Annotated in this window: 20 protein-coding genes and 1 pseudogene; 2 read left to right on the top strand and 19 right to left on the bottom strand. The window is 70.0% G+C overall.

All coding sequences use genetic code 11. The annotated features are described in order from the left end of the window. Positions 1 to 70: 70 nt before the first annotated feature. From ACFV9C_RS20190 to ACFV9C_RS20165, 6 genes are all read right to left on the bottom strand, one after another. A complete protein-coding gene (locus tag ACFV9C_RS20190) occupies positions 71 to 823 on the bottom strand; it encodes a DivIVA domain-containing protein (RefSeq protein WP_380195628.1) in 753 nt (250 codons plus the stop codon). A 133-nt stretch (positions 824 to 956) separates the two neighbouring features. After that, positions 957 to 1,262 (bottom strand): YggT family protein, encoded by a 306-nt coding sequence (locus ACFV9C_RS20185; protein WP_325036415.1) that lies wholly within the window; start codon positions 1,260 to 1,262, stop codon positions 957 to 959. 50 nt (positions 1,263 to 1,312) lie between these two features. Beyond that, positions 1,313 to 1,867 carry a cell division protein SepF gene (locus ACFV9C_RS20180; protein WP_380195626.1) on the bottom strand — a complete coding sequence of 185 codons (555 nt, stop codon included), beginning with the start codon at positions 1,865 to 1,867 and terminating at the stop codon, positions 1,313 to 1,315. Positions 1,868 to 1,937: 70 nt separating this feature from the next. Further along, positions 1,938 to 2,648 carry a YggS family pyridoxal phosphate-dependent enzyme gene (locus tag ACFV9C_RS20175; protein ID WP_380195624.1) on the bottom strand — a complete coding sequence of 237 codons (711 nt, stop codon included), beginning with the start codon at positions 2,646 to 2,648 and terminating at the stop codon, positions 1,938 to 1,940. Continuing rightward, positions 2,645 to 3,373 carry a peptidoglycan editing factor PgeF gene (gene pgeF / locus ACFV9C_RS20170; RefSeq protein WP_380195622.1) on the bottom strand — a complete coding sequence of 243 codons (729 nt, stop codon included), beginning with the start codon at positions 3,371 to 3,373 and terminating at the stop codon, positions 2,645 to 2,647. The genes ACFV9C_RS20175 and pgeF overlap by 4 nt, the downstream gene beginning before the upstream one ends. A gap of 9 nt (positions 3,374 to 3,382) precedes the next feature. Beyond that, on the bottom strand, positions 3,383 to 4,303 hold the full coding sequence (locus ACFV9C_RS20165; protein WP_380195620.1) for a S41 family peptidase: 921 nt from the start codon (positions 4,301 to 4,303) through the stop codon (positions 3,383 to 3,385). Between the two features lie 56 nt (positions 4,304 to 4,359). Here ACFV9C_RS20165 and ACFV9C_RS20160 point away from each other — a divergent pair, with 56 nt between their 5' ends. Continuing rightward, positions 4,360 to 4,869: an ArsR/SmtB family transcription factor gene (locus tag ACFV9C_RS20160; RefSeq protein WP_380195618.1), complete on the top strand. Its 510-nt coding sequence runs from the start codon at positions 4,360 to 4,362 to the stop codon at positions 4,867 to 4,869. 244 nt (positions 4,870 to 5,113) lie between these two features. On the opposite strand, the pseudogene ftsZ reads toward ACFV9C_RS20160, so the two are convergent. From ftsZ to mraZ, 13 genes and pseudogenes are all read right to left on the bottom strand, one after another. Further along, positions 5,114 to 6,454 (bottom strand): annotated as a pseudogene (gene ftsZ, locus ACFV9C_RS20155) (cell division protein FtsZ); the annotation flags it as partial. Positions 6,455 to 6,615: 161 nt separating this feature from the next. Continuing rightward, a complete protein-coding gene (locus ACFV9C_RS20150) occupies positions 6,616 to 7,356 on the bottom strand; it encodes a cell division protein FtsQ/DivIB (RefSeq protein ID WP_380195616.1) in 741 nt (246 codons plus the stop codon). A gap of 18 nt (positions 7,357 to 7,374) precedes the next feature. Next, positions 7,375 to 8,835 (bottom strand): UDP-N-acetylmuramate--L-alanine ligase, encoded by a 1,461-nt coding sequence (gene murC, locus ACFV9C_RS20145; protein WP_380195614.1) that lies wholly within the window; start codon positions 8,833 to 8,835, stop codon positions 7,375 to 7,377. Continuing rightward, the gene (gene murG, locus ACFV9C_RS20140) at positions 8,832 to 9,920 is read right to left on the bottom strand and encodes an undecaprenyldiphospho-muramoylpentapeptide beta-N-acetylglucosaminyltransferase (protein ID WP_380195612.1); all 1,089 of its coding nucleotides are present in this window, start codon (positions 9,918 to 9,920) and stop codon (positions 8,832 to 8,834) included. The genes murC and murG overlap by 4 nt, the downstream gene beginning before the upstream one ends. A gap of 23 nt (positions 9,921 to 9,943) precedes the next feature. Continuing rightward, on the bottom strand, positions 9,944 to 11,191 hold the full coding sequence (ftsW, locus tag ACFV9C_RS20135) for a putative lipid II flippase FtsW (protein ID WP_380195610.1): 1,248 nt from the start codon (positions 11,189 to 11,191) through the stop codon (positions 9,944 to 9,946). A 4-nt stretch (positions 11,192 to 11,195) separates the two neighbouring features. After that, the gene (gene murD, locus ACFV9C_RS20130) at positions 11,196 to 12,623 is read right to left on the bottom strand and encodes a UDP-N-acetylmuramoyl-L-alanine--D-glutamate ligase (protein WP_380195608.1); all 1,428 of its coding nucleotides are present in this window, start codon (positions 12,621 to 12,623) and stop codon (positions 11,196 to 11,198) included. Beyond that, on the bottom strand, positions 12,620 to 13,687 hold the full coding sequence (mraY, locus tag ACFV9C_RS20125) for a phospho-N-acetylmuramoyl-pentapeptide-transferase (protein ID WP_380196243.1): 1,068 nt from the start codon (positions 13,685 to 13,687) through the stop codon (positions 12,620 to 12,622). Before mraY ends, murD begins: the two co-directional genes overlap by 4 nt. A gap of 29 nt (positions 13,688 to 13,716) precedes the next feature. Next, entirely contained in the window at positions 13,717 to 15,108 is a 1,392-nt protein-coding gene (gene murF, locus ACFV9C_RS20120) for a UDP-N-acetylmuramoyl-tripeptide--D-alanyl-D-alanine ligase (protein ID WP_380195606.1), read from the bottom strand. Then, complete coding sequence (locus tag ACFV9C_RS20115) at positions 15,105 to 16,631, bottom strand: UDP-N-acetylmuramoyl-L-alanyl-D-glutamate--2,6-diaminopimelate ligase (RefSeq protein WP_380195604.1); 1,527 nt, start codon at positions 16,629 to 16,631, stop codon at positions 15,105 to 15,107. The genes murF and ACFV9C_RS20115 overlap by 4 nt, the downstream gene beginning before the upstream one ends. Positions 16,632 to 16,699: 68 nt before the next feature. Next, on the bottom strand, positions 16,700 to 18,703 hold the full coding sequence (locus ACFV9C_RS20110) for a peptidoglycan D,D-transpeptidase FtsI family protein (protein ID WP_380195602.1): 2,004 nt from the start codon (positions 18,701 to 18,703) through the stop codon (positions 16,700 to 16,702). A gap of 214 nt (positions 18,704 to 18,917) precedes the next feature. Beyond that, complete coding sequence (locus ACFV9C_RS20105; protein WP_380195600.1) at positions 18,918 to 19,538, bottom strand: hypothetical protein; 621 nt, start codon at positions 19,536 to 19,538, stop codon at positions 18,918 to 18,920. Further along, a complete protein-coding gene (gene rsmH, locus ACFV9C_RS20100; RefSeq protein ID WP_380195598.1) occupies positions 19,538 to 20,503 on the bottom strand; it encodes a 16S rRNA (cytosine(1402)-N(4))-methyltransferase RsmH in 966 nt (321 codons plus the stop codon). The genes ACFV9C_RS20105 and rsmH overlap by 1 nt, the downstream gene beginning before the upstream one ends. 241 nt (positions 20,504 to 20,744) lie before the next feature. Then, positions 20,745 to 21,176, bottom strand: a complete 432-nt coding sequence (gene mraZ / locus ACFV9C_RS20095) for a division/cell wall cluster transcriptional repressor MraZ (RefSeq protein ID WP_130446673.1) — start codon at positions 21,174 to 21,176, stop codon at positions 20,745 to 20,747. A 508-nt stretch (positions 21,177 to 21,684) separates the two neighbouring features. Between mraZ and ACFV9C_RS20090 the strand changes: the two genes are divergently transcribed. Then, on the top strand, positions 21,685 to 22,623 hold the full coding sequence (locus tag ACFV9C_RS20090) for an AAA family ATPase (protein ID WP_380196241.1): 939 nt from the start codon (positions 21,685 to 21,687) through the stop codon (positions 22,621 to 22,623). The last annotated feature ends 2 nt before the right edge of the window (positions 22,624 to 22,625 follow it).

Below are 22,625 nucleotides of genomic sequence, written 5' to 3'. Positions count from 1 at the left end.
CAGTCAAACGGGTCCGGACATGCAGAAGAGGCGGTGCCGCCGGATAGCACCGCCTCTTCTCAGGAACTACTCAGACGCCGTGGCCGCCGTGGGCCTGGGCGCGGGCCTCGGGACGGAAACCGTTCCGCGGGCTGAGCGTGTCGTCGCCGTTGCCGAGCGCCTTGAGCTGCTCGGTGAAGTAGGTCTTCAGGCGGCTGCGGTACTCCCGCTCGTACGCGTGCAGGTCGTCGATCGTGCGCTCGAGCTGACCCTTCTGCTTCTCCAGGGTGCCGAGCATCTGCGCGCGCCGCTCGGCGATCTCGCCGTCGAGCTTCTCGGCGCGGGCGCGGGCCTCACCGGTCATCCGGTCGGCCTTGCCGCGCGCCTCGTTCTCCAGCCGCTCCGCCTTGGCGCGGGCCTCGCCGATGATCTTGTCGGCGGTGTCCTTCGCCTCCTGGACCAGGTCGTCGGAGTGCTTGGTGGCCATCTCCAGCAGCCGCACCGCGGAGCTGGAGGCGTCACCGACGGTGCCTGCCGCCGCAGCCGCGGTCGGAGGCGCCACCACCGGCGGCTTCTCCTCGGGCTTCTCGACCACGACCGGGGGCTTCGGCTGCTGCACGACGGGCGGCAGCGCGGCGGTCTGGTCGACCGGCCGCTGCTGGTCCGCGCCTGCGCGCTGGGCCGCCGCGAGCTTGGCCCGCAGCTCCTCGTTCTCGGCGAGAAGTCGCTCGAGCTCGGCTTCCACCTCGTCGAGGAAGGAGTCGACCTCTGTGACGTCGTAGCCCTCCCGTAGTCGGACGGGCGTGAACTGCTTCGAGCGGACGTCATCCGGCGTCAGCGGCATCTTTCACCTCGTTTGTCTGTGTCTTGGCGGAGTCCCCGTGGTCTCGCCTTGGCGACTCAGTAGATCACGTTATCGCTTCGTTGTCTTAGAACGGAATCCGGGCTCTATCTACCCACTCCTCGCGGTCTCACCCTTACAACGATCGAAGGGCCGTCGAGTTGATGGCCATCGCCACCGAGACGATCACGAACAGCATCAAGGTGGACAGATCGATCCGCACACCACCGGCCCCGATCGGCGGCAGGATCCGCCGCAACGGCTTCAGGAACGGGTCCGTGATCGAGTAGATCAGCTCGAACAGCAGCAGCAACGGCCCCTTCGGGTGCCACTGCGGCGCGAACATCACGATCAGGCCGAGGACGAACCTGGCCACCAGCACCAGGAAGAAGGCGAGCAGCACCCAGTACAGAACGATGAGGACGAGAGCTAGAGCATTCATGTCGAAGACGAGTGTAGAAGACGCCGAAAGCGTGGTCGCGAACCAGAGCCTCAGCTCTGGTTGTAGAACCCGTCCGCGGCGATCTTCTCCTTCTCCTCGGCGGCGACCGTGACGTTCGGCGGGCAGACCAGGAACACCTTGGTGGTGATCCGCTCGATCGAGCCCCGGCAGCAGAAGATCAGGCCGGCGGCGAAGTCCACGAGCCGCTTCGCGTCGGAGTGATCCATCTCGGTCAGGTTCATGATGACGGGCGTGCCGTCGCGGAAGTGCTCACCGATGACGCGCGCTTCGTTATAGCTGCGCGGGTGCACGGTGGTGATGCGGGCCAACTCGGTAACCTCCGGGGACGGCGCGACCCCGCGCCGGTCTGGGAACTTGCTGACCGTGGCACCGCTCGGCTCCGGACGCTCCTCGCGGTGCTCCCGGGTCTCGCGGCTCTCCCGGCCGGCAGCCACCGGCACGGTTTCCTGGGAGTCCCCGTCGACTGCCTCGTCCAACTCTTCGTCGTACTCGTCGTCGTACGTGTCGTCATAACGGGCGTTGTAGCGCTCCCCGTCCTCGACCAAGCCGAGGTACACACCCATCTTGCGCAGTGCGCCGCTCATGGCCCCTCAGCACCTCGATCCGGTTCGACGACAACAGTGAGCAGGAAGCGAAACCCGCTCGATGTCGACACTAACCCAGTGGAGACCGCGTACCGAGTAATGCGCGCCCGAGCCGAACGTGTGTCGCACCCTGCTTGATCGCGGCCTCCAGATCGCCGGTCATCCCGGCGGAGATCCAGTCGGCACCAGGATGTTCGGAGCGTAGCCGCGACGCTACGTCACGCAGTCCCGCAAAGGCTTTCTCCGGCTCCGCACCGAGCGGCGCGACCGCCATCACCCCACCGAGCTCGAGCCCGTCGGCCGCCGCGATCACCGCGGCCAGTTCCGGTACGTCGGCAGGCGCGACCCCGCCCCGGCTCGCGCCGGTCGCCGCGTCCGCGGACCCGTACGCCGCCAGGCTCACCTGGATCAGGCACCGCACCGGCTTCCGCTCGGCGACCGCGGCCTTCGAGAGCGCGTCGACGAGTGCCGGACGGTCGACCGAGTGCACCACCGACGCGTACCGCACCACCGAGCGTGACTTCTTCGACTGCAGCTGCCCGACGAAGTGCCAGGCGAGGTCCGGGCAGTCCGGCGCCTTCTCCTTCAGTTCCTGCTCGCGGTTCTCCCCGACGTCGGTGATCCCGAGGTCCGCCAGCGCCCGTACGTCGCTGACTGGGAAGGTTTTGGTGATCGCGACAAGGGTCACCTCGTCCCGGGCCCTCCCGGCCGCCTGACAGGCCTTCTCGATCCGTTCCCGCACCTGCTCCAGGTTCAGCCGGAGCTCGTCGGCGCGGCTCACGCCGAGACCAGCTTGATCAGGCCCGCCATCCGGCCGCTCTCCGGACCTTCGCGGCGGTACGAGTACAGGCTCTCGGACTCGATCGTGCAGGCGGTCGCGTCGACCACCTCGACGTCGAGCGCGGCCAGTTGCGCCCGTACGCCGGCCGCGACGTCCAGCGCGGGCGTCCCCCAGCTCGTCTCGGAGTACGACGCCGGCACCTGCGCGGCGACCTCGGCCCGCATCTCCTCGGGTACTTCGTAGCACCGGCCGCAGGCGTACGGCCCGAGAACGGCGGTGATCCGCCCGGCGCCGAGCTCACGCATCGCGTCGACGGTCGCCGGGACGACGCCGACGTACATGCCCTTGCGGCCGGAGTGTGCGGCGCCGATCACGCCGTCGGCGGAGAGCAGCACGGGAAGGCAGTCGGCGGCGCGGACCGCGAGGACGACGTCGGTGCGGGTGGTGACCAGGCCGTCCGCCTTCGGCGACGGGCTCAGCGGCAACTCGTCACCCGGACGGACGACGTGGACGTCGCGGCCGTGCACCTGATGGAGGACGACCACGTGCTCGACGGGTACGCCGAACTCGGTCGCGACCTGCCGGAAGTTCGCGCGCACGCCGTCGACGTCCGGTCCGGCCGCGGTGCCGAGATTGAACTCGCCGTACGGCGGTTTGCTGGCGCCGCCGTACCGATCGGTGAACGCGACCCGGGCGGCGGAGAGAACCTCGTCGTAGCCGAACACGACTGAAGATTACCCAGCGGCGACCCCGACAGCGTGCTCGGCCGCGCGGCGGTACGCCTCGTCGAACGCCTGCGCGGCCGGGACCTCGACGTCAGGAGCGACGCCCGTACCTTCCCAGTTCGTCCCGGAGACCTGGTTGACCGAGCGCGCCACCGGCACCGAGGCCTCGAGCTGTTCGTGCAGCTTGAAGCCGCGGCGCGGGTGCGCACCTCCGGCGGTCCGCTCCCCCACGACGACCCCGCGCTGGAACTGCTGCAGGTTGTACGCCAGTTCCTCGCCGCCCGAGAACGTCGACGTACTCGTCAGCACCCAGATCGGCTTGCTGCCGTCGTACCGCGGACCCGGGACGTACGCCGGTGTCCAGAACTGGCGCGTCGTACCGTCGGCCCGCGTGACCAGGTCCTGCAGGTGGATCGGCTCTGCGGAGTCGAACAGGTAACCGCAGACGAACGCGACCTGGTCGGGCGATCCGCCGAGGCAACGGCGCAGGTCGAGGATCAGCGCGTCGGTCGACGCCAGCAGCGACAGCGCGGCCGTGACCGCCGCGGCGGCGTGCTCGGGCGGATACAGCAGCGGCCGGATCTCGAGCAGTCCGATGTTGCCGTCGAGCCGTTCGACGCGGGCCATCCCGCCGGCGTCGAGGGCGGCCCGGCGGCGCCAGTGCGCCTCCTCCGCCACCGGGTCGGTCTCGTCCGGCAGCCCGTCGCGACGGAACACGAGCCGCAGATGCTTGTCGCGATTGCCCTGCTGGAGGTCGGCGGTGACGCGTTCGGCGAGTGCCTCCGGGGTGCGGAGTTCGTCGTACGCGCCGTCGCCGACCGCTGCCGCGAGCCGGGCCGCGACCTCGGTGCCGACCTCCGGGAAGACGTAGTGCTCGCCGACCAACGCACCCAGGCGGCCGAGGACGGACCTGATCTCTTCGGTTTCCATGGCAGGAGTAGAGCATCCGGATTGACAAAGCGTCAAGAAATCTCGACGCTTGATTCATGGCTGAGATCATCGATCACCTGGAGGTGTCGAGCGCCGCGCAGTTCAAGGCGCTCGGACACCCGTTGCGGCACCGGCTGCTGTTCGCGCTCGGGCAGGAAGCGGCGACGATCAGCCAGCTGGCGGCTGCGCTCGGGACGGCGAAAGGCAACGTGGCGCATCATCTGGGCGTGCTGCGCGATGCCGGGATGGTGCATGTGGCCGAGACCCGGCAGGTGCGGGGTGGGACCGAGCAGTACTACCGGCGGTCCGTGCGGCGGTTCGGGTTCACTGGTGAGGGTGCGCGGGCCAACAACACCGTTGCGCTGCAGGCGGTCGCGGCCGATCTGGAGACGGCCGACGGCGATCCGCTGTTCACGGTGCGGAACCTGCGATTGACGGCAGCCCAGGCCGAAGAACTCGGCGCGACCCTGAGCGAACTGGTCGACGGGTTGAGCGACGCCGGACCGGACGAGGCGCGGTACGGCGTCGTGGTGTCGGTGTACCGGCCGCGCCAGGCCGGGGGGTGAGGCCCCGGGATTACTTGAGGAAGTCGGGGATGTCGAGGTCTTCCTCGGGCTCCTGCTTCTTCGGCTTCGGGGTCTGCGAGGTGGAGCCGCCCGTCGCGGTGCTCGGGCCGTTGGTCGGCCAGGAGTGCTGGGTCGACGGGGAGGCCGGGGTGTGCGGCGACTGGCCGGACTGGACCGTGCGTACTCCGTCGCCTGCTTGCGGGCGGGCGGAGTTCGTGGTGCCGGTGCGGGGCTCCGTCGGGGCCGGGACCGGGACGGTGTCGTCGGTCTGCGGGGTGGACGAAGGTGCCGCCTGCGGCTGACCGGACTGCTGACCAGGGACTTGTTGCTGAGCGGCGGAACCCGGCTGGCCCTGGGCGGGGTTGCCGGCCTGAGTGAAGCCGCCCTGCCCCGCACCCGCTTGTCCCGCGCCTGCCTGGCCCGAGCCGGACTGGCTGAAGCCGCCCTGACCGGTGCCTGCCTGGCCACCGCCCTGCTGGCCAAAGCCGCTCTGCTGGCCGAAGCCGCCTTGCTGGTTGGCGGGTGGGGGCGGGGTCTGGGTCGGGTTGGAGACCGTCATCGGCTGCGAGTAGTTCTGGTTCGCCGGGCGGGAGGACTGCGGCCGGGCCTGGTTCATGGCCTGTTCGCGGCGCTTCGGCATGCCGCCGTCGAAGCCGGCCGCGATCACCGTGACCCGGACCTCGTCGCCGAGTGCGTCGTCGATCACCGCGCCGAAGATGATGTTCGCGTCCGAGTGCGCGGACTCCGACACCAGCTGCGCGGCCTCGTTGATCTCGAACAGCCCGAGGTCGGAGCCGCCCGCGATCGACAGCAGCACGCCGTGCGCGCCCTCGATGCTTGCCTCCAGCAACGGAGACGAGATGGCCGCCTCAGCGGCCGCCACCGCGCGGTCCTCGCCGCGGGACGAGCCGATGCCCATCAGCGCGGAGCCGGCGTTCGACATGACCGCCTTGACGTCGGCGAAGTCCACGTTGATCAGACCCGGGGTGGTGATCAGGTCGGTGATGCCGGAAACACCCTGCAGCAGCACCTGGTCGGCCTGCTTGAACGCGTCCAGGACGGACACGGCGCGGTCGGAGATCGTCAGCAGCCGGTCGTTCGGAATCACGATCAGCGTGTCGACCTCCTCGCGGAGGGTGGCGATGCCGTCCTCGGCCTGGGTCGCGCGGCGCTTGCCCTCGAAGGAGAACGGCCGGGTCACCACACCGATGGTCAGCGCGCCCAGCGACCGGGCGATCCGCGCCACCACGGGCGCGCCGCCGGTACCGGTGCCGCCGCCCTCGCCGGCCGTGACGAAGACCATGTCGGCGCCCTTGAGCGCCTCCTCGATCTCCTCGGCGTGGTCCTCCGCGGCCTTCTGCCCGATCGCCGGGTTCGCCCCGGCGCCGAGGCCGCGGGTCTCCTCCCGGCCGATGTCGAGCTTGACGTCCGCGTCGCTCATCAGCAACGCCTGGGCGTCGGTGTTGATGGCGATGAACTCAACGCCCTTCAGACCGTGCTCGATCATCCGGTTGACGGCATTCACGCCGCCTCCGCCGATGCCGACGACCTTGATGAGTGCCAGGTAGTTCTGCGGTGCCGCCACGTCCGCGCCTCTCGCCTCGTTCGTTTCCCGTTGTCCAGCGAAAAGACTGAACCTCAAGTGGATGCTTAGACTTATGTCAACTTTAGATTACGCGGAACGCTACGGGACGCTTCCCGCCAAAGTCCACGCGCCTCGCCGCACATGAGATGCCGAGTGCGCCGTCACCGTTTTTCCCCTTTGGTGACAGGGAGATCGGGCGCCGAGACGTCGTACACCTTCGCGTCCCGCTTCATCAGCACGCTGAGTACCTCCGCCTTGCGCGCACTGTCATCGGAACTACCCCAAACGACCTTCACCCCGGAGCTGAGGTTCAGCGTGATCGAGTCCGGCGACGTCGCCGTGATCGATCCCACCTGGCTCCGCAGGGCTTCCGGCAGTGCCGCCGAGACCGTCACCACCGAGTGCACGGTGACGTCCCGCCGGACCCCGGTGACCCGCGCCTCCGGCAGCCCGGCCGGCCGGTCCGGCACCGTCCGGTACGACGTACCCGTGGCGTCCACCAGCTCGTACCGCGAGCCGTCGGTGACCACCACGACCGGGACCCGTTCGGTGACCACGATCACGATCTTCCGCGGCCAAGCCCGGGTCACCTGGGCGTCCGCGACCGCCGGGATGGTCCGCACCCGGTCCGCGATCGCCCGCAGGTCCACCTTCGCCAGCGGGGTGCCGATCGGGGCCGCCGCGGTCTGCTCGATCGTTGCCACCGGCACCGTGTCGGCACCGCTGATCCGGACCCCGGAGACCGCGAACGCGGAGGAGAAGTAGAACAGCCAGACGATCAGGCCGGCCAGCACGACCAGCCCGCCGCCGATGGCCCAGGGCAACCAGCTACGCCTGCGCACCAGCCGTAGCCGACGCGCGAACCGCTGCTCCGCCCGAGCGAGGTCGACGCTCTGGGTCATACAAGAAACCCCACCCTTTTACGAAACCACAGGGGTGACGGGCTCCGGCGCAGGCTCGCGGGTAGCGCTGCGTTCGGCCAGCAGACCAACGACTTCCGGGCCGATCAGCGTCACATCGCCGGCCCCGAGCGTGACCACCAGGTCGCCCGGCTCGGCCAGGTCGGCGACCAGCTGCGGTACGGCGGACCAGGACGGCTCGAACCGGACCTGGTCCGGCTTCAGCGGCACGTGGTTCGCGATCAGCGCGCCGGTGACGCCGGGCTCCGGGTCCTCGCGGGCCGCGAAGATGTCCATCACCACGACCTCGTCGGCCAGCGCCAGCGCCTCGGAGAACTCGGTCGCGAAGATCCGCGTCCGGCTGAACAGGTGCGGCTGGAAGCACGCGATCACGCGGCCCTCCCCCGCCACCTGGCGGGCCGCGGTCAGGTCGACGGCCAACTCGGTCGGGTGGTGCGCGTACGAGTCGAACACCCGGACGCCGTCCTCGAGCCCCTTGAACTCGAACCGCCGGCCGGTCCCGGTGAACGCGGCCAGCCCCTCGGCCAGGTCGGCCGCGGAGAACCCGAGCCCGAGGCCCGCGCTGAGGGCGGCGGACGCGTTCAGCGCGTTGTGCTTGCCGGCCTGCTGCAGGTTCACCACCGGCAGCTTCCGCCCGTGGTACACCGGCACGAACGACTGCGTCGCCCCGGTCGCCGTGAGTTCGGTCACCCGCAGGTCCGCGTGCTCGGACTCGCCGTACGTCCGTACGTCGATCCCGCGGTCCCGCGCGTACGTCGCCAACCGCCGCGCGCCCGCGTCGTCCTGGCAGATCACCATGAACCCGCCGGGCAGCACCCGCGCGCAGAACTCCTCGAACGCCCGCCGGTAGCTGGCCTCGTCGCCGTAGTTGTCCAGGTGGTCCGGCTCGACCGACGTGACGATCGACACCTCGGGCGAGTAGGTCAGGAACGACTTGTCCGACTCGTCGGCCTCGGCGACGAACAGGTCGCCGTTGCCGTCGTGCGCGTTCGACCCGGACTCGTTGAGGTTCCCACCTATCGCGTACGACGGGTCGGCGCCGCAGTGCTGCAGCGCGACCGTGAGCATCGACGTGGTGGTGGTCTTGCCGTGTGTCCCGGCGACCGCGATCGTGCGGCGGCCGACCATGACCGAGGCCAGTGCCGCGGCCCGCGGCAGGATCGGGATCCCGGCCGCGCGGGCGGCGACCACCTCGGGGTTGGTCTCGCGGATCGCCGTGGAGACCACCACGGTGTCCACGGCGGCCACGTGCCCGGCCTCGTGCCCGACCCAGCAGGTCGCGCCGAGTGCCCGGAGCGCGGCCAGCACCTTGCCGTCCTTGGCGTCCGAGCCGGACACCTCGATCCCGCGGGCGGCCATGATCCGGGCGATCCCGGACATCCCGGCGCCGCCGATGCCGACGAAGTGCACCCGGCCCAGCTTCTCGGCCGGCAGCAGGGTGTCAGGAGCGGTGACGATCACGACGCAGACCTCACCACATCGAGGATGATCCGCGCCAATCGGTCGTCGGCGTCGGTCCGGATGACACCGGTCGCAGCTGTGGACATGGCTGTCAGACGCTCGCGGTCCAGCAGAAGTTGCGGCACGTTCGCTCGGACCCAGTCGACGGTCAGGTCGGCGTTGTCGATCAGCACGCCGCCGCCGGCGTCGATGACCGGCTTCGCGTTCAGCCGCTGCTCACCGTTACCGATCGGCAGCGGGACGTAGATCGCCGGCAAGCCGACCCCGGACACCTCGGTCACCGTGTTCGCGCCCGAGCGGCAGACCACCAGGTCCGCGGCGGCGTACGCCAGGTCCATCCGGTCGACGTAGTTCAGCACGTCGTACGGCAGCGGGCCGGTCTGCGGGACCTCGAGGGTGTTCTTCGGGCCAATCGCGTGCAGCACCTGGATGCCGGCCGCCTGCAGGTCCGCGGCGGCGCCGGAGACGGACTCGTTGATCCGCTGCGCGCCCTGTGATCCACCGGTCACGAACAGCGTCGGCGCGTCCGGGTGCAGCCCGAAGAACTGCCGCGCCTCGGCCCGCCGCGCGGCCCGGTCCAGCGTCGAGATCGCCCGCCGGATCGGCAGCCCGACGTACTCCGCGTGCGGCAGCTCGGAGCCCGGGAACGAGGTCTTCACGTTCTGGGTGCAGTATTTGGCGGCGAACTTGTTCGCGATCCCCGGCACCGCGTTGCCCTCGTGCACGACGATCGGGGTCTTCCGCCGCCAGGCGGCGACGTACGCCGGGGTCGACACGTAGCCGCCGAAGCCGACCAGGACGTCCGCCTTGGCCTCGTCGAGGACCTTCCGGGCGGCGCTCACCGAGGCGAGCATCTTGCCCGGTACGGCGAACAGCGCGGGCGTGGGCTTCCGCGGCAGCGGCACCGGCGGGATCAGCTCCAGCCGGTACCCGGCCTCGGGCACCACCCGGGTCTCCAGGCCGCGCTCGGTCCCGAGGGCGAGGATCTCGATGGTCGGGTCGATCCGGCGCAGAGCGTCCGCCGTGGCGATCAGGGGTGAGGTGTGACCGGCGCTACCGCCACCGGCCAGAACGATGCTGGGCACAGCTTTCAACGCTCCCGCGGGGTTCACTTGTTTGACATACGCCGCGAAGACAACCAGCCGAAACGAGGTCGCCGGGTTTCTTTCAGGGCGGCCTGCGCGCCGGGCTCGGCCTTCGCGAAGGACAGCAGCATGCCGACCGCGATCAGCGTCGGCAGCAGTGCGGAACCACCGTACGACAAAAGCGGGAGCGGGATACCCACGATGGGTAGCAGTCCGATCACGGCGCCGAGGTTGACCACGGTCTGCGCCATGATCCAGACGGTGATCCCCGCGGCGGCGTACCGGACGAACGGCTGGGTGTTCCGGGTCGCGATCCGGACGCCGGCGTAGGCCAGCAGCAGGAACAGCGCGAGCACGGTCAGCGAACCGACCAGGCCGAGTTCCTCGCCGATCACCGAGAAGATGAAGTCGGTGTGCGCCTCGGGCAGGTTGCCCCACTTCTGCCGGCTGTTGCCGATCCCGACACCCCACCAGCCGCCGGTCGAGAGCGCGTAGAACGAGTGGTACGCCTGCCAGCCGACCCCGGACGGGTCGCCGAACGGGTCCAGGAACGACGTCACGCGCTGCATCCGGTACCGCTCCGCGTTGACGAAGTACGTCGCCACCAGCCCGACCACGCCGATCGTCGCGACGAACAGCCGGGTGGGTGCGCCGACGACCCAGATCATGCCGATCATCACGGCCATCAGGACCAGCGCCGTACCGAGGTCGTGCTGACCGACCACGAGCGCGATCACCAGGCCGCAGACCGGGACCATCGGGACCAGCAGGTGCTTCCACTGGGTGAGCAGCTTCTCCTTGCGGGCGTACAGGTCCGCGCACCACATCACCATCGCGAGCTTCGCGAACTCGCTCGGCTGGATCTGCAGCGGCCCGCCGAGGCGCAGCCAGTTCGTGTTGCCGTTCACGCCGACGCCGAGGCCCGGGACGAACGTCAGCACCAGCAGGAACGTCGAGCCGAGCAGCGCGACGTACGCGAGCATCCGGAAGTGCCGCGGCGTCATCCGGGAGGCGACGTACGCCATCGGGAGGCCGACGGCGACCCAGATCAGCTGCCGGGTGAAGATCGTGTAGCTGCTCCCGTACACGCGGAACGACAGCACGCTGGACGCCGACAGCACCATCATCAGCCCGAGCACCAGCAGCAGCCCGGTCGCGCCGAGCACGATGTGGTACGACGTGAGCGGCCGGTCGAGGACCTCCCGGATCGCGGCGATCCACGGGCGTTCGCTGCTCTTGCGGTCCTCCTGCTGGTCCGCGACCGACGTCACACGATCACCCCAGTCGGCGTACGGCTTCGGCGAAGGCGTCGCCGCGGGCTCCGTAGTTGGCGAACATGTCCCAGGACGCGCAGCCGGGAGCGAGCAGCACGGTGTCACCCACCTGTGCGAGCTTCGCCGCCTCCCCCACCACGGTCTCCATGGCTCCAGTGTCCGTTGACTCGACGACGATCCTCGGGACATCCGGTGCGTGTCGCTCGAGAGCTTCGGCGATCACCGCCTTGTCCTGGCCGAGGAGTACGACGGCACGCAAACGTTGGCGGGCTGCGATCACGAGGTCGTCGAACGTGGCGCCTTTGGCCTGACCGCCGGCGATCCACACCACGTGCTCGTACGCGAGCAGCGAGGCCTGTGCGGCGTGCGGGTTGGTGGCCTTCGAGTCGTCGACATAGTTGACCCCGGCAACGTCCGCGACATGCGCGATCCGGTGCGCGTCCGGCCGGAACCCGCGCAGCGCGTCCCGGACAGCCGTCGCCGGTACGCCGAACGCGCGGGCCAGTGCGGCCGCCGCCAGCGCGTTCGCGACGTTGTGCGGCGCGGGCGGCGTGATGTCGTCGATCGACGCCAGCTCGAGCGCGGACGTCTTGCGCTGCTCCACGAACGCACGGTCGACGAGCAGGTCGTCGACGAGGCCGAGCATCGAGAGCCCCGGCGTACCGAGGGTGAAGCCGATCGCGCGGCAGCCCTCGATCACGTCGGCCTCCTCGACCAGGCGCTCGGTGGCCGGGTCGGCGACGTTGTACACGCACGCGACCTGGCAGTTCTCGAAGATCCGGCCCTTGTCCGCGGCGTACGCCTCGAGCGAGCCGTGCCAGTCGACGTGGTCCGGGGCGATGTTCAGCACGGCCGCCGAGTGCGCCGACATCGAGTGCGTGAAGTGCAGCTGGTACGACGACAGCTCGACCGCGATCACGTCGTACGGCTCGGGGTCCATCACGGCCTCGAGCAGCGGCAGCCCGACGTTGCCCGCGGCAACGGCCCGGTGGCCGGCCGCCCGCAGCATCGCGGTCAGCATCTGCACGGTCGTGGTCTTGCCGTTGGTGCCGGTGATGCACAGCCAGGGCGCGGCGTTCGCCGGGTCCCGGAGCCGCCAGGCGAGCTCGATCTCGCTCCAGATCGGTACGTCGCGCTCGGCCGCCTGCGCGAGCAGCGGCGCGTGCGGCGGTACGCCGGGAGACGTCACGACGACGTCGACGTCCTTCGGCAGCTCCTGCGTGCTGCCCGGGCCGAGCGTGATCGTGGCGCCGAGGGTCTCCAGGATCCGCGCCTTCTCGCGCAGCGCCTCGGTGTCCCGGTCGTCCAGTACGACGAGGTGCTCCGCGCCGGCCTGGAGCAGTGAGTCGGCGCAGGCGTAGCCCGCGGTACCGAAGCCGAGTACGACGAACCGCGTCGTGTCCCAGCCTGCGTCAGTACGGGTCTTCATCCGGTCACCCACTCTGCGTAGAAGATGCCCAAGCCGATCACCACACACAGGCCCTGGATGATCCAGAACCGGATCACCACGTTGACCTGTTCCCAGCCGAGCATCTCGAAGTGGTGATGCAGAGGCGCGATCAGGAACAGCCGTTTCCCGACGCCGGTCGCCTGTTTGGTGATCTTGAAGTAGCCGACCTGCAGGATCACCGACGCGGTGATGACGACGAACAGGCCGCCGAGCACCAGCACCAGCAGCTCGGTGCGGGTCATCACGGCCATCCCCGCGAGCGCGCCACCGAGGGACAGCGAGCCGGTGTCGCCCATGAAGATCTTCGCGGGCGACGCGTTCCACCAGAGGAACCCGAACAGCGCACCGGTCAGACACGCCGCCACGACCGCGAGGTCGCGTGGATCCCGGACCTCGTAACACTTGGCGCCGACGCCGCGCTCGGTCGCGCAGCTCTGGTTGAACTGCCAGATGCAGATCAGCGTGTAGGCGCCGAACACCATCATCGACGCGCCCGTGGCCAGGCCGTCCAGGCCGTCCGCGAGGTTCACACCGTTGGACATCCCCGCGATCAGCAGCAGGACCCAGATGATCACCAGGATGGCCGGCAGCTCCAGCCAGCCGATGTCCCGGATGAACGAGATGAACGGCGACGCCGGCCGCTGCCCGCGGTCGTCGGGGAACTGCAGCGCGAGCACCGCGAAGATCACCGCGACCAGCGTCTGGCCGGCCAGTTTCGCCTTGCTGCGCAGGCCGAGGCTGCGCTGCCGGAAGATCTTGATGAAGTCGTCCAGGAACCCGACCGCGCCCATGCCCGCGAACAGGAACAGCACCAGCAGCGCCGAGGCGCTCGGGCCGCTGCCGTTGCCGGTGGTGATCATCACGAACACCTTCGCGGAGAAGTACCCGACGATGGTGGCCGCGATGAACACGGTGCCGCCCATGGTCGGCGTACCGCGTTTGATCATGTGTGACTTGAGGCCGTCGTCGCGGATCTCCTGGCCGTAGCCGCGCTTGGCCAGCCACTTGATCGCCCAGCGGGTGCCGATCAGGGTCAGCACCATCGAGACGGCGCCGCCGAACAGGATCGAGATCACTGCTGTGCCTCCACCAGGGCGTCTGCGAGGCTGCGGAGTTTGGCCGCCTTCGAGGACTTCACCAGGACCACGTCACCCGCGCGCAGCTCGGCGCGCAGCAGCTCCAGCGCCTCATCGATGGTCTCGACGAACGTGGACTCGTTGCCCCACGAGCCTTCCAGCGAGGCGCCGAGGTGCATCGGCTTCGCGCCCGCGCCGACCACGACCAGCCGGTTCACGTCCAGCCGGACGGCCAGCCGGCCGATCGCGTCGTGCTCGGCGCCCGAGGTGTCGCCGAGCTCGAGCATCTCGCCGAGCACCGCCCAGGTCCGCGCGCCCCGGGACCGGCCGATCGCGACCAGCGACTTGAGCGCGGCACGGGTCGAGTCCGGGTTCGCGTTGAACGCGTCGTTGATGATCGTCACGCCGTCGGCCCGCTCGGTCAGCTCCATCCGCGCGGCGGACACCCGCTGCGCGGCGCTCAGCCCGTCGGCGATCTGCTCCGGCGTCAGCCCGACCGCCAGCGCGACCGCCGCGGCGGCGAGCGCGTTGGAGACGTAGTGCTCACCGATCAGTTGCAGCTGTACGGCACCGCTGAAGTCGTCGATGTGCAGCGTGAACGCCGGCCTGCCCTCGCCGTCGACCTTCACGTCGGTGGCGCGGACGTCCGCCTCGTTCGCCTCGCCGAAGGTCAGCACCTTCTCCTGCGTCCGGCTCCGCATCGCGGCCACCCGATGGTCGTCGGCGTTCAGCACCGCCGTACCGCCGGGCTTCACGGCCTCGATCAGCTCGCCCTTGGCGATCGCGATGTTGTCCTGGGACCCGAACTCGCCGAGGTGCGACGTACCGACGTTCAGCACCAGGCCGACCGCCGGCGGCGTGATGCCGGACAGGTAGGTGATGTCGCCGGTGTGCCGGGCGCCCATCTCGGCGACCAGGTACTTCGTGGCCGGCGTCGCGTGCAGCGCGGTCAGCGGGTGGCCGAGCTCGTTGTTGAACGAGCCCTCCGGGCACACCGTCTCGCCGTACGGGCGGATCAGCTGGCCGATCAGGTCCTTGGTGCTGGTCTTGCCGGTCGACCCGGTCAGCGCGATCACGGTCAGGTCCGGCAGCCGGCCGACCACCAGCCGGGCCAGGTCGCCGAGCGCGCGCTCCGCGTCGTCGACGACGATGCACGGGCTGCCGTCCACCGGGCGGGTGGTCAGCGAGACCGTGACGCCGGCCGCGGTCGCCGTACCGACGAAGTCGTGGCCGTCGACGCGCTCGCCGGGCAGCGCGACGAACAGCCCGCCCGGGCCGGCCTCCCGCGAGTCGATCGTGACCGCGCCGTCCACGACCGCGGCGGGGTCGGCCCCCACCAGCTCGCCGCGGACGACGTCGGCGATCTCGCCGCAACTGACAGGGATCACCGATCTGCCTCCAACAGCTCACGCACGGTTTCGCGGTCGTCGAACGGGTGGATCACACCGCCGACGTCCTGGCCTGTCTCATGACCCTTGCCGAGAACGACCACGGTGTCACCCGGTCCGGCCAGCCCGATCGCCGACGCGATCGCCTGCCGGCGGTCCCCGATCTCGTGCAGGTCGACGTTCGGTACGGCGTTCCGGGCGCCCGCGAGCGCGGCGGCGCGGATCGCGGCCGGGTCCTCGCCGCGCGGGTTGTCGTCGGTGACGATCACCACGTCCGCCGCCTTCGCCGCCTCGGCGCCCATCGCGGGCCGCTTCCACGGGTCCCGGTCGCCGCCGCAGCCGAGGACCGCGAACAACCGGCCCTTGGTCGCGCCACGGGCGGCCCGCAGCGCCAGCGCGACCGCGTCCGGCGTGTGCGCGTAGTCCACGATCACCGCCAGCCCGTCCTCCCGGGTGAACATCTCCATCCGGCCCGGCACGGTCGCGGTCCGCAGCCCGGCCGCGATCGCCTCGGCGGGGACGTCGAGCTGCCGCAGCATCGCGGTCGCGAGCAGCGCGTTCGCCACGTTGAAGTCGCCCGGCAGCCCGATCTCGACCGTCACCGTCTCCCCCGGCCCCTGGATGTCCAGCACCGTCGTGCCGTGCTCCGAGCGGTGCCGGTGCGCGACGGTCCAGTCCGCGGCACCCGTCGCCGACACGGTGACCAGCGGTACGACGGTCTGCGCCGCCAGCCGGCGCCCGTACTCGTCGTCGATCGTCACCACCGCGACATCACACCGCTCCGGGGTGAACAACGAGGCCTTCGCCTGGAAGTACTCCTCGAACGTCTTGTGGAAGTCGAGGTGGTCCTGCGTCAGGTTCAGGAACCCGGCGACCGCGAACCGCGCGCCGTCGACCCGGCCCAATGCCAGCGCGTGGCTCGACACCTCCATCGCACACCACGCGACCGCCCGCTCGCGCATCACCGCGAACAGAGCCTGCAGGTCGGTCGCCTCCGGAGTGGTCCGGACGCTCTTCACGACCTCGTCGCCGACACGCGTTTGAATCGTCCCGATCAGGGCCGACGGTCCGAGCTGCCGCAGGACCGAATCCAGCAGGAAGCTCGTGGTGGTCTTGCCGTTGGTGCCCGTCACCCCGAGCAGCCGGAGCTCGCTGGTCGGCTCGCCGTAGATCCGGGAGGCGACCGCTCCGAGCACACTGCGCGGCCGGTCGACGACCAGCACCGGCAGCCCGCCGGCCGCGGCGCGCCCGGCGCCGGCCGGGTCGGTCAGTACGGCGACGGCGCCCGCCTGCTGGGCTTTCGCGACGAACTCCGCACCGTGCGTGACCGCACCGGGCATCGCGGCGTACAGGTCGCCGGGAAGGATGGACCGCGAGTCGAGGGATACGCCGGTCACGCTCACCGGCGACGATGCCGGGAGCTGTGCGTGGGCGACGTTCGCGAGGTCGGCGAGGCTGACCGGCACGACGTGCCGGGGCCTGATCGCTGCGACCGCGCCGCCTGCGGCGGTAGGGGTGGACACGGGCCCTGAGGCTACCGCCACGGACCCTGTGACTCCTACCTGACCCTGCGTCACCAACGGCCGGTTCATCACCAGGTGAGCGGGATGCTCGGCTGTGTCGCCCCGGTCGGCGGGACGACGTACTTCTGCAGCGCGTAGCTCATCACGTCTCGGAACACCGGTCCTCCTTGGAGACCACCACCCCGGGCACCCTGGGGATCGTGCAGTACGACGTACGTCACGAACCGTGGGTTGTCGGCAGGAGCAAATCCGGCGAAAGAAGTCGCCCAGGCGCCGTACTTCCCGGTGCCCGGGACGACCTGCTGCGCCGTACCGGTCTTGCCCGCCACCAGGTACCCGTCGATGGCGGCCTGCGGCGCGGTGCCCTTCTTCGCGGTCACCGACTCCATCATCGTGGTGACCTCCTTGGCGGCCTTCTCGCTCACCACCCGGCGCGACGGCGCGGTCTGGTTCGGGGTCAGCGTGCCGTCGGCCTGGATGTAGTTCCGGATCAGTTTCGGCGGCTCGTACACGCCGCCGTTCGCGACCGCGTTCACCGCGGCGGCCTCCTGGACGGCGTTCACCGACAGGCCCTGGCCGAACGCGACGTTCGACCGGGTGATCTCCGGCCACTCGTCGCCCGGGGCCAGCCGGCCGTTCGTCTCGCCGGGGAAGTTCAGCCCGGTCGGCTCGCCGAAGCCGAAGTCGTGCAGGTACTTCACGAACCGCGGGATCGGCATCCGGTGCGAGAGCATGATCGTGCCGACGTTCGACGACTTCGCGATGATCCCGGAGACGGTCAGGTTCATCGTGTCGTGCGCCCAGTGGTCCTTGATGATCCGGCGCTGCACGTCGATCGTGCCCGGCACCTGGATCTTGGTGTTCAGGTTGATCAGGCCGGCGTCGGCGAGCGCGGCCATCGTGACCACCTTCTGCACACTGCCCGGCTCGAAGCTGCGGTCGAGCGCGGTGTTGCCCAGGTTCTTCCAGGTCTTCTTGTCGTTCGGGTCGAACGACGGGTAGTTCGCCAGCGCGAGCAGGTCGCCGGTCTTCACGTCCATCACCACGACCGTGCCGGCGCTCGCCTTGTACTGCTGGACCGCCTGCTGGATCCGCTTCTCGGCGAAGAACTGCAGGTCGGTGTCCAGGGTCAGCTGCACGCCGACGCCCGGCTTCGGCTCCTGGACGGTGTGGTTCGCGTTCGGGATCTGGTTGCCGCGGGCATCCACCTCGTAGACGGCCTTGCCGTCGACGCCGGAGAGCTTGTCGTTCAGGCCGTACTCCAGCCCGGACAGGCCCTTGCCGTCGCCGCCGGTCACTCCGACGATGCTCGCGGCGATAGTGCCGTTCGGGTGGCTGCGGATCGGCTCCTGCTCGGTGTACAGGCCGCCCAGCAGCTTGGCCTGCTCCGTCAGCGGCTTGCCCTTGTTCTGCTTGGTGATCGGCACGTTCGCGGCCTTGATCTCGGCCTGGATCGCGCTCCACGTCGTCGGGCTGACCTGGTGCGCGAGGTACGCGAACCGGCCCGGCCCGGACAGCGCCGCGATCAGCTTGGCGGCCGTCGTACCGGGCAGCTTCGGGGCGAGGATCGCGGCCAGCTGCTGCGCGACCGGCTTGGTCTGCTGCGGGTCGGCGGTGATCGCGACCGCGTCCTCGGTGACCGCCAGCTCGACGCCGTTGCGGTCCTCGATGGTGCCGCGGTCGGCGTGCAGGATGAACGCGCGCGCGTTCTCCTTGGTCGCGGCGGCCGCGTAGCTGTCCGGGTCGACGCCCTGGAGGAGTACGAGCCGGCCGGCAAACAACGACAGTACGAACGCCATCACCCCGAAGGTCAGCCGCAACCGCAACGCGGGCCGCCCCAGCCGCAGCATCCGCGGCGCCTTCCGCACCTTCCGCTTCTTCGGCCGAGGCTGAGGCCGATTCTGCGGCGGCCGCTTCTTGCCGGTCGTCTTCTTCGCAGCCGTCTTCTTCCCGGCTGCCTTCGTCGCAGCCGTCTTCTTGACCGGCCGGCTGGCCGCGGCCTTCTTCGCCGGCACCTGCTTGCGGGTGGACGGCGTACCGCTCGTGGGTCGCTTGGCAGCGGCCTTCTTCACCGGACGCGGGGCCTCGGCCCTGGTCGCGCGCTCCTGCTCCTCACGCGCCTTGCGGAGGAGGCGGTCGCGGGTGGATTCGGGGCGTTGGGGGGTGGTGCGGGCACTGTCTGTAGCGGATGGGCGACGGGGCTGAGCCTTGCGGGGTGGATTGCCCCGGCCTGGTTCGGTACCACGCTTGCGTGGCGGCTCGTTTCCCCGTCGGTCCGTCATCCGATCATCCCCGTGTGGTCGTGGCGGCCCTCGTGGTGGAGCCCCGCGTCGTGGCCGGCGGCTTGGTGCCGGCCGGCGGCTTCGTGGTGGTCGTCGTGTGCGTGTTCGCGGTCCCGGTCCCCGGCTTCACCGGCGTCACCGGTTTGACCGGCGTGACCGGCTTGGTGGTCGTCTTGGCGGCCGGCGTCTGCTGGCCGAACATCGCCGTACCGGCACCCGCCTTGCCCTCGGCCGGTACGCCGAGCACACGCCCGTCGGACAACCGCAGGAACACCGGGTTCGGGTTCGGCACCATGCCCATCTTCAGTGCCCGGTCGGACAGGTTCTGCGGCGACTCCAGCGCCCGTACCTGCTTCTCCAGCTGCTGCTGCTGATCGCGCAGGTCGTTCGCCTGGCTGTTCAGCTTGGTGATGTCGAACGTCCCGCTCTGCAGCTGCGTGTTCAGCAGCAGCAGACCGACCAGCCCGGCGGCCAGCAGCGACACCACGAAGATCACGAACGGCATCCGCGGCGGCCGGAACGGCGCGCCGTACACGACCCGCAGCCGCGGCTGCTCCTTCTTCGCGCCTGTGGTGCCAGGGGCCGGCGTCACCCGCGCTTTCTGCGGGCTGAAGACGGTACTCATCAGGCCACCAGTCCCTTCTCCCGGATCCGCTCGGCCGCCCGCACGCGAGCGGAGGCGGCCCGCGGGTTCACCGCGACCTCCTCCTCGGTCGGCCGTTCGGCACCCCGGGTCAGTAGCTTCAGATACGGTTCGTGCCCGGCCGGGATCACCGGCAGGTCGTCCGGTACGTCGGACTTGGTGCCCGGCGCGAACGCCTGCTTGGTGATCCGGTCCTCGAGCGAGTGGTAACTCATCACGACGATCCGGCCGTGCAGCGCCAGCGCGTCGAGGGCGGCCGGCAGCGCGCGACGCAGGACGTCGAGTTCGCCGTTCACCTCGATCCGCAGCGCCTGGAAGGTCCGCTTCGCCGGGTGTCCCCCGGTCCGCTTGCCGGCCTGCGGGATCGCGTCCCGGACCAGCTCGGACAGCCGCGCGGTGTTCGTGAACGGCTCGGCCGCCCGCTCCCGGACGATCCGGTCCGCGATCCGGCGGGCGAACTTCTCCTCGCCGTACTGGAACAGGATACGGGCCAGGTCGGCCGCGCTGTAGGTGTTCACGATCTCGGCCGCGGTGATGCCGCGGGTCGGGTCCATCCGCATGTCCAGCGGGGCGTCCTGCGAGTACGCGAACCCGCGGTCCGCCTCGTCCAGCTGCATCGACGAGACGCCGAGGTCGAACAGGATGCCGTCGATCGCCGGTACGCCGAGGTCCGCGAGCGCCCGCGGCAACTCGTCGTACACCGCGTGCACGAGCGTGAGCCGCTGCTCGAAGCGGGCCAGCCGCTCGCCGGCCAGCCGCAGTGCGTTCGGGTCCCGGTCGACGCCGATCAGCCGGATCTCGGGGAACTGCGTCAGGAACGCCTCCGAGTGCCCGCCGAGGCCGAGGGTCGCGTCGACGAAGACGGCGCCGGGACGCGCGAGCGCCGGTGCCAGCAGCGCGACCACGCGCTCCAGCATCACCGGCACATGCCGCTCCGCAGCGTCCATCTCGACCCTTCCCGTCACTTACCTACAGCTGCGGGAACGACCCTGCCCCCGCAGGTCATGTGCTGGTGCTGTGGCGCTTCGGGTAGACAGCACCGTCCGGTCAGATCGCGGGTACGCCTTCCGGGGAAGTACCTGCTCGGTCTTGGCGCCGGGGAAGTGACGCCAACACTCCAGGTCGGAAGTCGGACCCGTGATCTCACCGGACGGTCGGTGTCTCTCGGTCCACGCACTCTGTTCAGCTTTAGAAGATTCCGGGCAGTACTTCCTCGGAGAGGTCGGCGAACGCCTGCTCCTGCTCCGCGGAGTACCGGTTCCAGTTCTCCGTGTTCCAGATCTCCACCCGGTTCATCGCCCCGATGACGACGCAGTCGCGGTCCAGGCTTGCGTAGTCCCGCAGCATCGGTGGGATGGTGACCCGGCCCTGCTTGTCCGGCATCTCGTTGGAGGCGCCGGCGAACAACATCCGTAGGTAGTCCCGCGCACCCTTGTTGGTGATCGGAGCCTGCTTCAACTGCTCGGTCAGCTGGACGAACTCACGTTCCGGCCACACCGAGAGCGATCGCTCCTGCCCTCGTGTGATCACCAGACCGTCGGCCAGCTCGTCGCGGAACTTCGCCGGCAGGAACAGCCGGCCCTTGTCGTCGAGCTTGGGGAAGTGAGTTCCGAGGAACACGCTCCACCTCCCCGTTGCGGACTCTCCGACTCAGGCGAGTGCTTTCCACCACCTCAGTTCCACTGCGCTCCACCTTACTCCACTTTCCACCACCGTCAACCAACTTCCGCCCCATTCCGCCCCCGTGCCGCCTGAATCCACGCTCGGCGCCCGCGTGTCGCTGCCGCCTCAGCAGAGCCCAGCGGAGCCCAGTGGAGGCCCCGGTGGAGGAAAGTGGAGGACGGTGCGCCGGGCAGCCATGAACCATTTGCCGGATCCGCTCGTGAACCAGGTGCCGATTCGCGGCGTCGTACGCCCCACACGCCGCTGGTGCCGCCCGTACGCTTGGAGGGACGACTATCGACCCCGAGGGTGTGCGCCGATGACGATCGATCCGCCAAGCCACGAAACTCTTGGCTCGACCCCTACTGAGGGTGAGAATGTGTCGGCAGTCAACGAATGGGGAGGACTCAGAGTGAGCACCACCGCGACCAGCTCGCCGCTGGCAGGGGCCGGGGACTTCGACGAGCTGGCCGAGGTGACGGGCCGGGTCCGCCGGGCCATGGAGCAGGTGATCGAGGGCAAGCCCGACGTGATCGAGGTCGCCATCACGGTCCTGCTCGCCGAGGGGCACCTGCTGATCGAGGACGTGCCGGGCGTCGGCAAGACGATGCTGGCCAAGGCGCTGGCGAAGTCGATCGACTGCAGCGTGCGCCGGATCCAGTTCACGCCGGACCTGCTGCCGTCGGACATCACCGGCGTCTCGGTCTTCAACCAGGAGATCCGCGACTTCGAGTTCAAGCCCGGCGCGGTGTTCGCGAACATCGTGGTCGGCGACGAGATCAACCGGGCCTCGCCGAAGACGCAGGCCGCGCTGCTCGAGTCGATGGAGGAGCGCCAGGTCACCGTCGACACCACGACGTACGGCCTGGAAGCGCCGTTCATGGTGATCGCGACGCAGAACCCGATCGAGATGGAAGGCACCTACCCGCTGCCGGAGGCACAGCGCGACCGGTTCATGGCGCGGGTGTCGATGGGCTACCCGGAGCCGGCCGCCGAGCTGCGGATGCTGGACGGGCACGCGGCCGACGACCCGCTGGCGAACCTGCAGCCGGTCACGGACGGGCAGCAGATCCTCCGGCTGGTGAAGACCGTGCAGTCGGTGCACGTGTCGGAGTCGGTGAAGGAGTACGCCGTCGCGCTCGTCGGCGCGACCCGCCGTTCGCAGGAGCTCCGGCTGGGCGCCAGCCCGCGGTCGACGCTGCACCTGGTCCGCGCGGCGCGCGCGGCGGCGGCGCTCGACTCCCGCGAGTTCGTGCTGCCCGACGACATCCAGGAACTGGCGGTACCGGTGCTCGCGCACCGCGTGCTGCCGGCGGCCGAGGCGCATCTCGGTGGGCGCGGTGCGGCCGACATCATCGCCGGGCTGGTGGCCAGCGTGCCGCTCCCCCGCAGCCGTCGGGACTGAGA

The organism is Kribbella sp. NPDC059898, from assembly GCF_042730855.1.
Taxonomy (GTDB): domain Bacteria; phylum Actinomycetota; class Actinomycetes; order Propionibacteriales; family Kribbellaceae; genus Kribbella.
This window is presented reverse-complemented; position numbering and strand designations above follow the sequence as displayed.